The organism is Chromobacterium sp. ASV23 (genome assembly GCF_016428945.1).
Classification (GTDB): domain Bacteria; phylum Pseudomonadota; class Gammaproteobacteria; order Burkholderiales; family Chromobacteriaceae; genus Chromobacterium; species Chromobacterium sinusclupearum.
Genome location: NZ_JAELTR010000087.1, coordinates 1 through 12,127 on the forward strand (window position 1 = coordinate 1; position 12,127 = coordinate 12,127).

Here is a 12,127-nt window from a genome sequence, read left to right on the forward strand (position 1 = left end):
AATTATCCGGACGAGGCGCGCCGCCTCGGCCTGCATGGCGCGGTGACACTGGAGGTGACGATAGCGGCCGACGGCAGCCTGCATGGCATGCGCGTCAGCCGCTCGTCCGGCACTCCGGTGCTGGACCAGGCCGCCCAGCGCATCGTCGAACTGGCCTCGCCGTTCGCGCCGTTTCCCTCTTCGCTGGCCGCGCGCAACCCGACGCTGCGCATCAGCCAGAAATTCGTCTTCACCCGCGACAACCTGTTGTCCAGCCATTGAACAAGGATGCATCATGTTTGAAGTCAACCGCAGCCTCGCGCTGTTGCGCCCGCAGGCGCCGTTTCTCGCCTGGCTCAAGAGCCTGCCCGGCGCCATCGACCCGCAACTGACGCTGGAGGCGCTGGCCGCCGACTGCAACGCGCTGCTGATTCCGCCGGCCGACGACGCCGACGCCGCGCGCCGCTTCGTGCTGCAAAGCTACCGCCAGCTGTTCGAGGCTGAACTGGCCGACTGGTGCGAAGACCAAAGCCTGTGGCCGCAGAACATCAGCCCGAACCTGTTCCAGCAATGGTTCAAGCTGGAAATCCACTCGGTGCTGACCGACCTGGTGGCGGAGCCGCTGGAACGCGAAGCCTTCGTGCCGCTGGACCTGGACGGCCGCGCCGACTAATCGCCACACACACAACAAAGGGGAAACACATGGCACATCACACCCGGATCAAGGTCCGCGGCTATCATCTGGACCTGTTCGGCCACGTCAACAACGCGCGCTACCTGGAGTTCCTGGAAGAAGCGCGCTGGAACTGCTTCGAGGACAGCGGCACGCTGGCGCAATTCCTGCAAAGCGGCCTGGGCCTCGCCGTGGTCAACATCAATATCGACTACGCGCGCCCGGCCACCATGGGCGAAATGCTGCTCATCGAAACCGCCGTCAAGTCGATAGGCAACCGCAGCGCGGTGATCCACCAGCGCGTGCTGCTGGACGGCACGGACACTCTGGTCGCCCAGGCCGACGTCACCTTCGTGGTGTTCGACACCCGCGCCGGCAAGGCCGTGGTGCTGGAAGGCCCGTTGAAGGACGCGCTGGAATTGATACAGGCCCAGTCGGCCTGAAACGAAGGCGGGAACGCGAGATGAAGAAAGGTTTGCTGATCCTGGTGGCGCTGCTGATCGTGGCCGGCGTCGCCTACTCCCTGCTGTTCGCGCGCCAGGCCGCGCCGGAAGTGAAATTGACCTCGCTGGCGGGCGTCACCACCAGCACTTCGGCGCTGAAAGGCAAGGTGGTGCTGGTGAACTTCTGGGCCACCAGCTGCCCCGGCTGCGTCGAGGAAATGCCGGAGATCAAGAAGCTGCATCAGGAGTATGGCAGCAAGGGACTGAACGTGCTGGCGGTGGCGATGAGCTACGATCCGCCCAATTACGTGCAGAGCTTCGTTGCTAAGAACCAGCTGCCGTTCTTCGTCGCGCTGGACACCCAGGGCGAGGCGGCCAAGGCCTTCGGCGACATCCAGCTGGCGCCCACGACCTTCCTGATCGACAAGCAGGGCAACATCATCAAGCGCTATGTCGGCGTGATGAACTTCCCGGAAGTGCGCAAGCTGATCGAGCAGCAGCTGTAAGCCCCGTCGTAGGGCGGAAGCCCCCTTGGGGCGTTCCGCCTTTCGTCGGGACCTGCGCAACGGGTGGGACGCCCGGTGTCTTTTTCAGAGGGCGAGTACGCGAAAGGCCAGAAGCGCTTCGCGCGTGCGAAGACTCAGCCCGAGCCATCCATATGTCTACCAGACGTCGGCAGCGGCGGTTCCCTGGTGATAACGAAGTTGCCACTCGCCAGCGACCCTGACCCAAATGGATGAGCGCAATGTATGACGCTCCAGGCGCCCGTCCTCCTGCTTCCTAGCTGAGCGATACGTCAAAAGGGCGATCCCCTGCCCCAAGTCAGTTGCGACGTACGAGTCCGCGGTGATGACTTCGGCGGCGCTTCCTTCGGCCTCGTTCGCCAAGGCGCCCACAAGGGCTTCACGGCTGTATAGACGGCCAGACCGTCCAACTTCTTCAAAGTCAGGATGAAGCAGCGCGCGAACGCAGGCGCCATTCCGGCGCACCGCAGGCTGATGCAGTTCAGCTTCTAATCTTGATAGCGTTTGAACCAGAGATTCAGGCATCGATCCACTCCCTTCCACGCGTAATACGGGTTGGCCGGCAGGCCATACCCGCGGTCTATTTATGTCTCTTCGCGAAACTCACGCAAGTCCAAGGTGTCGCGGGTATGGCGAAGCCAACCCGCGCTACGAGGCTGCCAATAGAATAAACTCTACCAGGCGGAACGCCCGGCTTTAGCCGGGCTTCCGCCCTACCGGCACACCGCGCAAGCCGGATCGCGCGGCACGCGGATCTGCTTGAAGCTGCCGCCCAGCGCGTCGTACAGGGTCAGCTTGCCCAGCGCTGGCGCGATGCCGGCCAGCAGCTTGATCGCTTCCACCGCCTGCAGGCTGCCGATCACGCCGACCAAGGGCGACAGCACGCCGAAGGTGGCGCACGGGCCGTCGCTGGCCTCGCCCTCGTCCGGGAACAGACAGTGATAGCACGGCGAGGCCGCGTCGCGGCTGTCGAATACCGCCAGTTGGCCGGAGAAACGCACCGCCGCGCCGGACACCAAGGGCACGCGCGCGGCCACGCAGGCGCGGTTGACCGCGTGGCGGGTGGCGAAGTTGTCCGAGCAATCGAGCACCAGATCGTGCGCCGCCACCTCTGCTATCAAACGATCGCCGGACAGGCGCTCAGCCAGCGGCCGGACCTCGATGGACGGATTCAAGGCCAGCATGCGCCGCGCGGCGGATTCAGCCTTGCCCTGCTTCAGGCTGGCGGTATCGTGGGCGATCTGCCGCTGCAGATTGGACAGCTCCACCGTGTCGTCGTCGACGATGGTCAGATGGCCGATGCCGGCGCTGGCCAGATACAGCGCCACCGGCGAGCCCAGCCCGCCGGCGCCGACGATCAGCGCGCGCGCGGCCAGCAGGCGGCGCTGGCCTTCGATATCGATCTCGGGCAACAGGATGTGGCGGCTGTAGCGCAGCAGCGCCTCGTCGTCCAGCTCGCGGTCTTGCTCCATGCTCATGCTCCAGAATGCGAAACGCCAGCCGGGAAGGCTGGCGTCGATAAGCGATTGCGTCCGTACAAAACATCCGGGACAAGGCGCGCCTCGTAGGTTGGGCTGAACAAAGCGAAGCCCAACATTACCTCGACGCAGCATCAGGCGTTTTGCCTTACTCTTCCGCCACCTTGCGGGCGAACTTGATGCCCAGCTGCTTGAGCTTGCGGTACAAGTGCGTGCGCTCCAAGCCCACTTTCTGCGCCACCCGGCTCATATTGCCGTTTTCCAGCGAGATGTGGTACTCGAAGTAGCGGCGCTCCAGCTGTTCGCGCAGTTCGCGCAGAGGAATGTTGAAGTCGAAGCCCGACTCTTCCACCGGCTTTTCGTGGCGGAACTGCGCCAGCACCTTGTTGACCTCGGCGGCGTCTATCTCGTCGGATTCCGCGGTCAGCGCCAGGCTCTTGATGATGCTGCGCAGCTGCTCCAGGTTGCCCGGCCAGTCATACTGGCGCATCGCGTTCAGCGCGGCGGTGGTCAGCTTGCGGCCGGGCACCTGCTTGGACTCCACCAGTTCGACCAGAATCTGCTCGGCGATGAAGGTGATGTCCTCGGCGTGCTCGCGCAGCGGCGGGATCGGCACAATCACGCTGGACAGCGCGGTCAGCAGGCGGTTGTCGCACTCCGGGTCCACCAGCAGCTCCTGCAGCGGACGGCTGCAGGAACAGATCAGGCGCACATTGAAGCGGTCGAGCTTGGACAGCAGGAACAGCAGGCCTTGCTGCACGCGGCGGCTGTACTGGCCGATCTCCGGCAGGTACAACACGCCGTTGTTGGCCTTCTGCAAGAGCTCCAGCGGCGCGTCGGCCAGTTGCTCCAGCTTGGCCGGCGTCACCCAGGGCGTATTGCCCTGGTGGAAAAAGCGCGCCACCAGCTCGAAGCCGGAACCGGATTCGCCGGTCAACAGCACCGGCGATTTGACCTTGGCCACGCGCTCCAGCTGGCGCTTCAGCTCCTGAATCGGCTCGCTGCGTCCCAGCTTGTCCAAGTTCAGCGAGGTATTGGCCTGCATGTCGCCGTATTTCAGCGCGCGCTGCACCGTGGTCAGCAGCTTCTGCAGGGCGATCGGTTTCTCGAGGAAGTCGAATGCGCCGATGCGGGTGGCCTCCACCGCGGTGTCGATGCTGGCGTGGCCGGACATCATGACTACCGGCATGTTCAGCAAGCCGGACTTGGCCCACTCCTTCAGCAGGGTCACGCCGTCGCAGTCCGGCATCCAGATGTCGAGCAGCACCAGCGCGGGGCGCGTCTGGTTGCGCAACTGCCGAGCCACCTCGGCATTTTCCGCCAGGGCCACGGTATAACCTTCGTCCTGCAGGATCTCGGAGAGCAGTTCTCGAATACCGATCTCGTCGTCCACAATCAAAATATCGCTGCTACGCATTAGGCCTCCAGCAATGGCAGGGAAAGAAGGACGCGCGCGCCTTGCCGTTCGGCATTCCCCAAGATGACCTGTCCATGGTGCTCTTCCATAATCTTCTTGACCACGGCCAGTCCGAGACCGGTGCCCTTGGCTTTGCTAGTCACATAAGGCTCGAACGCGCGCCGCAGGATGTCCGGGCCAAAGCCGGCCCCGTTGTCCTCGACGCAGACGAGCGCGTTTCCTTCTTCTTGTCGGCTGCTAATTTGAATCATCGGGATGCCAACGTCAAGGACTGCGTCCTGGGCGTTCTGCATCAGGTTGTGCAGCACCTGGCGCAGCAGGGCGGCATCGCCCATGATCATCAGCGGCATATCGTCCAGCGCAATCTTAACAGCAGGATTGGATTCGTAAAGAGTCATCACTTCTCGAATCACCTGATTGAGATCAAGTTTGACCAGTTTGATCTTCGGCGCGCGGGCATAATCGCGGAAAGCGTCCACCATGCTCTTGAGCGCGCCCACCTGCTTGATGATGGTATCGGTGGAACGTTTCAGCATATCGGCATCCGGTCCTTCCAGCTTGTCGGCCAGCTTCATCGCCAGCCGTTCGGCCGATAGCTGGATAGGCGTCAGCGGATTGCGGATCTCATGCGCCAGCCGCTTGGCCACCTCGCCCCAGGCCGCATCGCGCTGGGCGCGGGCCAGTTCGGTGATGTCGTTGAACACCAGCACGTAGCCGTCGCTGGAGTGCTCCGGCAGCCGCGCGCCGCGCACCAGCAGGATGCGCTCGCCCTGGCTGGTTTCATAATTCAGCTGGGTCTGCCAATCGGTTTCGACGTCGCTGTCGGCATGCTGCATCACCGTTTCCACCAGCGGCGTCACCGCCGGCATTTCCTGCCCCCACTCCGGGAAACGGTGCTCGGCCAAGCGGCTGAACTCCACGCCCAGAATGCGCGAGGCGCTGCTATTGGCGGCGCGGATCTGCCAGTCGCCGCCAAAGGCGATGACGCCGGCCGACAGGTTGGCTAGTATGCTTTCCAGATAAAGCTTGCCGCCTTCCAGCTCGCCGCGGCTTTTTTCCGCCTGCTGCCGCGCCTCGTCCAATTGCTGCGTCATGCGGTTGAACAGCGTGGTCAGCATGCCCAGCTCGTCGCGCCGATACACCGGATGGCGCTTGGAAAAGTCGCCCTGCGCCACGGCGCGGGTGCCGGCGGCCAGCTCGGACAGCGGAGCGGACAAACGCTCGGACAGGAACAAGGCGAAGGCCAGCGCGGCCGTCAGCGCCAGCAGCACCGCCAGCGCCAGCGTCAGCATGTAGAAGGTGCGCAAGCCATGCCGCGCCAACAGCAGCTGGCGGTATTCGGAACGGGCGCTCTCGATCTGCTCGGCGTCGCGGCTGATGTCGGCCGGCGCGGCCTGGCTCAATTGCAGCACCCGGGTTTCCTCGCCCGGCGTGCGGTAGGCCACCAGCACCCGCAGCGACAGCCCGCTGTTGCCATCGTTTTCTATGGTTTGCTGCGGATGTTGCAAACGCACGCCGCGCAAGGCTTCATGCGTCAGCGGCATCGGCTTGCCGGCGCCGGAAAACGCCACCATCTGGCCGCTGCCGCGGTTGAATACGGCGATCTCGGTCAAACCCAGTTGATCGCGCAAGCGGTTCAGCCGGTTCTGCAATTGCCCATCTGGCAGCACCGCCACTTCTTCCTGCACCAGCCGTCCCTTGCGGCCGACATCGTCCAGCACGTAATTCAGCGCGCTGCGGCCCAGCACCAGGCCGCGGTCCAGCGCCGCCTCGACTTTCACGTCGAACCAGCTTTCGATGCTGCGCGTCAGGAATTGGGCGGATACCGTGAACACCAACAAGCCCGGCACCAGTGCCACCCCGGCGAACATCATCGCCAGTTTCTGCGTCAGCTTGGCGCCGAACACGCGGTTTTTCACCCGCTGCCGCAAGCGCAGCAACTGGCGCGCCACCACGCTGAGCAATGCCAACAACAGCAGGCTGTTCAGGCCGAACACCCACCAGTAATAGTCGTTGAGTTTGGAGGCGTTGCCTGTGGCCACCGCCAGCAGATAGAGCAGGATCGCCCCGACGGTCGCCATCGCGATGGAGGCGTAGCGCATCAGTTGGCGTCCTTGACGTCGAGCTTGATCCAGTCCGACTCCAGCGTCCAGTCGTCGGAGCCCAGCGCATTCATCTGGAACGGCTTGGGCAGCTCGCTGATATCCAGCAGCAAGCGGACCTGGCCGGCCACATTGCCGGGCTTCTTCGGGTCAAGCGTGCCGGCATTCAGCACACGCCAGCCCTGAATCGCGCCGATGGAGGCCAGCGCCTCGCGCAGAGTAGGATAGTAGTTGGACAGACTGCCGATGCTGACGCGGTAACGGCCGGTCAGCGGCTGATACGCCAATTTGAAGCCGATCTGCGCGTGCGGGTCGAACCACTCGCGCAGGCTAAGGTAATAAGCGGTGGTGCGCGGCTTGATCAGCTGGAACTCCAGCCGGAAACCGAGCACCACGCCCTGCTGCAGCGCCTCGTTCAGGCTGGGCGTCAGCCGCGTCAAAAAGCGCGTGCTGACCGACAGCGTGCCGTCCGGCATCACTTCGGCCTCGGCCCGGCGGGACGCGATGGTGTCGGCCCAGGCGGCGGCCGCCAGACAGCACAGCAGCAGCCCAATCAGGCTAATGTTTTTCAAGCAGCGCGTAATAAAAGCCGTCATGACGCTCACAGGGCAATAGTTGCTCCTCTTTCAGACGCACCGCATCCGGGTGACGCCGCAGGAAGCTCTCCAATTGCTGGCAGTTTTCTTCCGGAAAAATCGAGCAGGTAGCGTATAGCATTTTCCCGCCGCTGGCGAGCAGCGTCCACAGCGCGTCGGCCATCGCCGCCTGTTGCCGGCCAAGCGCCGCGAAATCGCCGGGACGGCGCAGCCATTTGATGTCCGGATGGCGGCGCACCACGCCCGAGGCGGAACACGGCACGTCGGCAAGGATGCGGTCGAACGGGCGTCCGTCCCACCAGTCCTGCGGCCGCGCCGCGTCGGCCTGGCGCAGTTCGGCGTTCAGACCCAGCCGCTGCAGATTGTCGCCCACGCGGGCGAGCCTGGCCGCGTCGATGTCCAGCGCGGTCAGTTCGACATCGGCCAGCTCCAGCATGTGGCCGGTCTTGCCGCCAGGCGCCGCGCAGGCGTCCAGCACGCGCAAGCCGGGCTGCAGGTCCAACCAGTGCGCGGCGCGCTGCGCGCCCTCGTCCTGCACCGACACCGCGCCGTCGGCGAAACCGGGCAGATCGCGCACCGCCACCGGCTTGGCCAGCTGCACCGCCTCGTCCCCCAGCGCGCTGGCTTCCATACCGACCGCGGCCAGCTGCGCCAGATACTCCGCCACCGAACCCTCGCGGCGATTGACCCGCAGCGTCAGCGGCGGATGGGCGTTGCTGGCGGCCAGCACCGCCTGCCATTGTTGGGGGTAGGCCTCGCGCAGCCGCGCCACCCACCAGTCCGGGTGGTTGGCGGCGGCCACGTCGTCGCGCGCGGCGGCGTCCAGGATTTCGTCGCGGCGGCGCAGGAAGTTGCGCAGCGCGCCGTTGACCAGGCCCTTGAACTTGCCGCGGGCGATGCCGCTGGCCGAAGTCACCGCTTCGTTCACCACGGCATAAGGCGCGGCGCGGGTGTGCTGCAGCTGATACAGCGCCACCAATAGCAGGCGCTCCAGCTGCGGCTCCGGCAGCGGCCGCGGCACCAGCTGGCGCAGGCAGTGGCGCAGCACGCCGAGGTGGCGCAGGCTGCCGTAGCTCAAGTCCTGCAGCGCGCCGCGCTCGGCCGGCGTCAGCTGTTCTTGCTGGCGCTGGGCGTCGGCCAGCGCGTCGGTCAGAGTGGTGCCAGCCTCGATTCGGCCCAGGATGTCGGCAGCCAGCCGCTGGATGTGATGCATGTGGATTCTTTCGATGAAGCAAGGCCAGTCCGCAGTGGACTGGCCTGGGGTCGGATACTCAATATATGCGTTCAGTAGACGCCGCGCGCCATGTCGTTCAGCCGCGCGATGCGTTCTTCGGTATGCGGGTGGGTGCGGAACAGGTCGCCTACGCCGCCCCCGCCGGACAGCGGGTTGATGATCATCATCTGCGCGGTTTCCGGATGGGCCTCGGCCGTCGGCATGGCGATGCCGCGGGCGTAGTATTCGATCTTCTGCAAGGCCGAGGCCAAGGCCAGCGGATCGCCGGAGATCTCGGCGCCGCCGCGGTCGGCTTCGAATTCGCGGGCGCGCGAGATCGCCATCTGGATCAGGCTGGCCGCCACCGGCGCCAGAAAGGCCACGGCCAGGCGCGGCAGCAGGCCCACCGGCTGGCCGTTCTCGTCGCGGCCGCCGAAAAACATGGCGAAGTTGGCCAGGGCGGAAATCGCGCCGGCCATAGTGGCGGAAATGGTCGAGATCAGCGTGTCGCGATGTTTGACATGTGCCAGCTCATGCGCCATCACGCCGCGCAGTTCGCGGTAGTCCAGCATGCGCATGATGCCGGTGGTGGCGGCCACCGCGGCGTTTTCCGGATTGCGTCCGGTGGCGAAGGCGTTAGGCTGCTCTTCGTGGATCACGTAGACACGCGGCATCGGCAGGCCGGCGCGCTGCGCCAGCTCCGCCACCATGGCATAGAACTCCGGCGCGCTGTTGGCGTCGACTTCTTGCGCGTTGTACATCGACAGCACCATGCGGTCGGAATTCCACCAGGCAAACACGTTCATGGCGCCGCCGAACAGCAAGGCCAGCATCATGCCGCCCTTGCCGCCTATCATGCCGCCGATCAGGGCGAACAGCGCCAGGATCGCCGCCATCAGCACCGTGGTCTTCAACCAGTTGTCGTTCATGCTCTCCCTCTCAAAACCCGCTTGACAATCAAACAGATGCTTGGAGTCTCATACCCCCAGCCGGGTTCCCGCCAGGCTGGCGCGGCCGGCGACAAAGTCGCGCGCGGCCAGCCGCTTGCCGCCGGCTGCCTGCAACACGCTGACGCGCACCAGGCCCTCGCCGGCGCCCACCAGCACGCCGTCGGCGTCGGCCGCCACCACCACGCCGGGTTCGGCCTGGCCGGCTTCGGCGCTGGCCATCCACAGCTTCAGCGGCTCGCCGTTCAGCGAGGTGAACGCGCCCGGCGCCGGGTTGTAGGCGCGGATGGCGCGGGCGACGTCCGCCGCCGGCAGCGTCCAGTCGATCTCGGCCTCGGCCTTGCTGAGCTTCTGGGCGTAGGTGACGCCGTCTTCCGGCTGCTGTTGCGGGACGACTTCATCCAGGCGGCCCAAAGTCTCGACGATGGCTTGCGCGCCGCAGGCGGCCAGCTTGTCGTGCAGCGTGGCGGCGGTTTCGTCATCGGCGATGGCCAGCGGGTGGATGCTCAGCATGTCGCCGGTATCCAGGCCCACGTCCATCTGCATGATGGTGATGCCGGTTTCATGGTCGCCCGCCAGGATGGCGCGCTGGATGGGCGCCGCGCCGCGCCAGCGCGGCAGCAGGGAGGCGTGGATGTTCAGACAGCCGCGCGCCGGGATGTCCAGCACGTCCTGCGGCAGGATCAGGCCATAGGCGGCCACCACCATCAGATCGGCGCCGATGTCGCGCAGCATCTGCTGCGCCTCCAGACTGCCGCGCAGCTTTTCCGGCTGCTCGACGCGCAGGCCATGCGCCAGCGCCACTTCCTTGACCGGGCTGGGCTTCAGTTTCATGCCGCGGCCGGCCGGGCGGTCCGGCTGGGTCAGCACCAGCGGGATCTCGTGCCCCGCGGCGATCAGCGCGCGCAAGGCGGCGGCGGCGAATTCCGGCGTGCCGGCAAATATCAATTTCATCGTTATTGCTTCCCGCTCATGACAACGGCGCCGTCCCGCAGCGCCGTTGATCACCGGCTTGTCGGCCGGTCTTACATATTTTGTTTTTCGCGTTTCTTCAGCTTGCTGCGGATGCGGTTCTGCTTCAGCTGCGACAGCCGCTCCACAAACACCACGCCGTTCAGGTGGTCGATCTCATGCTGGATGCAGATCGCCAGCAGGCCATCGGCCTCCAGCTCGAACGGCTTGCCGTCGCGGTCCTGCGCCTTCACCTTGACGTGCTCGGCGCGGGTCACCTTGTCGTAGATGCCGGGCACCGACAGGCAGCCCTCTTCGTAGACGGTTTCGCCGTCCTTCTCGACGATTTCCGGGTTGATGAACACCCGGCGCTCATCGCGCTCCTCCGAGATGTCCATCACCACCAGCCGGTAGTGGTAGTCCACCTGGGTGGCGGCCAAGCCGATGCCCTTGGCCTCGTACATGGTCTCGAACATGTCGTCGATCTGCTGTTGCAGAGCGGCGTCAAAGACTTCCACCGGCTTGGCCACGGTGTGCAGCCTGTCGTCCGGGTAATGCAAAATGTTCAACAGCGCCATCGCTATCATTCACTCCAAGTTGTCGTATCGCCGCGCCCGCGTGGATAATAGAGCGGTTCGGCGCAGCTTCGTTCAGCCCCCGGCCGCGGCGTCTGTCGGCCGGCATCAAGAATTGGAATCCATTCATGCTTAAGCGCATTATATCGCTTGCCCTGGCTCTGGCGTTGTCCGTTACGGCATTTGCCGACGAATTGGCGATCAAGCCGGACGCGCCGTCGCGCTACACCGTGGCCAAAGGCGACACCTTGTGGGGCATCGCCGGCCGTTATCTGAACAGCCCGTGGCAATGGCCGCGGCTGTGGCGGATGAACCGCGAGCAAGTGCGCAATCCGCACTGGATCTATCCGGGCGACGTGCTGGCACTGGACTACGTCAATGGCCAGCCCAGGCTGTCGCTGGCATCGGACACGCCGCGCGAGGTCAAGCTGTCGCCGCAGGCCCGCGTCGAGGAGCTCGACCAAGCCATCGCCAGCATCCCTGCCGAAGCCATAGAGCCGTTCATGGTTCGCCCGCTGATCGTCAATCCCGAACAATTCGCCCTTGGCCCCAAACTGGTGGCCGGCCCGGACGAGCGCCTCAGCCTGAGCCCGGGCGACCGCGTTTACGCCAGCGGCGTCAACGAGACCGGCAGCTGGCAGGCCTATCGCCTGGGCAAGACTCTGGTAGACCCGGACAGCCAGCAAGCGCTGGGGGTTGAAGCGGTATATGGGGGCGATCTGGTGGTAGACAAGCTGCGCGCCGACATCCAGACCTTGCGCATCCGCAGCGTCGCCGGCGAAGTGCTGGTAGGCGACCGCCTGGTGCGCGCGCCCAAGGAGTCCTTCGTCAATTACGTGCCCCACCCTGCCGAAGACGGCATGCACGGCAAGATCATCTCCAGCTACCAGGGCGTGGACGGCGCCGCGCAGTATTCCACGGTGGCGGTGAACCTGGGCAGCGCCGCCGGCGTGGAGCCGGGCATGGTGTTCGGCATATTCAAGAAGGGCGGCGCCATCGAAATCGCCGACGCCGCCGGCAAAAAGCGTCAGGCGCAGCTGCCAACCGAGCAGGCCGGCAAGCTGTTCATCTATCGCGTCTTCGACAAGGTGTCCTACGGCCTGGTGCTGGACAGCGCGGGCGCCATCTATGTCGGCGACGGCATCGCCCCGCCGGACGCCGAATGAGCCCGACCCCGCGCGCCTGGCTGCGGCTGGCGCTGACGCCCGGCATCGGCCCCGTTGGCTTCC

General features: G+C 65.2%; 14 protein-coding genes. 5 read left to right on the top strand and 9 right to left on the bottom strand.

Going from position 1 to position 12,127, the window contains the following annotated elements; genetic code table 11:
• The 4 genes from JHD59_RS20710 to JHD59_RS20725 all read left to right on the top strand — a co-directional run.
• A partial coding sequence (locus JHD59_RS20710) for an energy transducer TonB (protein WP_199155638.1) occupies positions 1-261 on the top strand: 261 nt, incomplete at its 5' end.
• Between the two features lie 13 nt (positions 262-274).
• Positions 275-652 carry a VacJ gene (locus JHD59_RS20715; RefSeq protein ID WP_199155639.1) on the top strand — a complete coding sequence of 126 codons (378 nt, stop codon included), beginning with the start codon at positions 275-277 and terminating at the stop codon, positions 650-652.
• Positions 653-681: 29 nt separating this feature from the next.
• A complete protein-coding gene (locus tag JHD59_RS20720) occupies positions 682-1,095 on the top strand; it encodes a thioesterase family protein (RefSeq protein ID WP_043624021.1) in 414 nt (137 codons plus the stop codon).
• A 20-nt stretch (positions 1,096-1,115) separates the two neighbouring features.
• Complete coding sequence (locus JHD59_RS20725) at positions 1,116-1,601, top strand: TlpA disulfide reductase family protein (protein ID WP_199155640.1); 486 nt, start codon at positions 1,116-1,118, stop codon at positions 1,599-1,601.
• Positions 1,602-1,757: 156 nt separating this feature from the next.
• Here JHD59_RS20725 and JHD59_RS20730 read toward each other — a convergent pair whose 3' ends face one another.
• The 9 genes from JHD59_RS20730 to def all read right to left on the bottom strand — a co-directional run bounded on the left by JHD59_RS20730 (position 1,758) and on the right by def (position 10,901).
• The gene (locus JHD59_RS20730) at positions 1,758-2,144 is read right to left on the bottom strand and encodes a DUF4440 domain-containing protein (protein ID WP_199155641.1); all 387 of its coding nucleotides are present in this window, start codon (positions 2,142-2,144) and stop codon (positions 1,758-1,760) included.
• 188 nt (positions 2,145-2,332) lie between these two features.
• Positions 2,333-3,091: a molybdopterin-synthase adenylyltransferase MoeB gene (locus JHD59_RS20735; RefSeq protein ID WP_199155642.1), complete on the bottom strand. Its 759-nt coding sequence runs from the start codon at positions 3,089-3,091 to the stop codon at positions 2,333-2,335.
• A 154-nt stretch (positions 3,092-3,245) separates the two neighbouring features.
• Positions 3,246-4,514 (bottom strand): sigma-54 dependent transcriptional regulator, encoded by a 1,269-nt coding sequence (locus JHD59_RS20740; RefSeq protein WP_043624010.1) that lies wholly within the window; start codon positions 4,512-4,514, stop codon positions 3,246-3,248.
• Positions 4,514-6,616 (bottom strand): ATP-binding protein, encoded by a 2,103-nt coding sequence (locus tag JHD59_RS20745; protein WP_103319060.1) that lies wholly within the window; start codon positions 6,614-6,616, stop codon positions 4,514-4,516. Before JHD59_RS20745 ends, JHD59_RS20740 begins: the two co-directional genes overlap by 1 nt.
• Positions 6,616-7,188 carry a DUF4390 domain-containing protein gene (locus JHD59_RS20750; RefSeq protein ID WP_233164434.1) on the bottom strand — a complete coding sequence of 191 codons (573 nt, stop codon included), beginning with the start codon at positions 7,186-7,188 and terminating at the stop codon, positions 6,616-6,618. Before JHD59_RS20750 ends, JHD59_RS20745 begins: the two co-directional genes overlap by 1 nt.
• Positions 7,175-8,425, bottom strand: coding sequence for a 16S rRNA (cytosine(967)-C(5))-methyltransferase RsmB (gene rsmB / locus JHD59_RS20755; protein ID WP_199155644.1), 1,251 nt, complete (start codon positions 8,423-8,425; stop codon positions 7,175-7,177). The genes JHD59_RS20750 and rsmB overlap by 14 nt, the downstream gene beginning before the upstream one ends.
• Before the next feature lie 71 nt (positions 8,426-8,496).
• The gene (gene htpX, locus JHD59_RS20760; protein ID WP_043624000.1) at positions 8,497-9,354 is read right to left on the bottom strand and encodes a zinc metalloprotease HtpX; all 858 of its coding nucleotides are present in this window, start codon (positions 9,352-9,354) and stop codon (positions 8,497-8,499) included.
• A 48-nt stretch (positions 9,355-9,402) separates the two neighbouring features.
• Complete coding sequence (gene fmt / locus JHD59_RS20765) at positions 9,403-10,326, bottom strand: methionyl-tRNA formyltransferase (RefSeq protein WP_199155645.1); 924 nt, start codon at positions 10,324-10,326, stop codon at positions 9,403-9,405.
• Positions 10,327-10,397: 71 nt separating this feature from the next.
• Positions 10,398-10,901 carry a peptide deformylase gene (def, locus tag JHD59_RS20770; RefSeq protein WP_103321703.1) on the bottom strand — a complete coding sequence of 168 codons (504 nt, stop codon included), beginning with the start codon at positions 10,899-10,901 and terminating at the stop codon, positions 10,398-10,400.
• A 125-nt stretch (positions 10,902-11,026) separates the two neighbouring features.
• Here def and JHD59_RS20775 point away from each other — a divergent pair, with 125 nt between their 5' ends.
• Entirely contained in the window at positions 11,027-12,064 is a 1,038-nt protein-coding gene (locus JHD59_RS20775; RefSeq protein ID WP_103321704.1) for a LysM peptidoglycan-binding domain-containing protein, read from the top strand.
• Positions 12,065-12,127 lie beyond the last annotated feature (63 nt).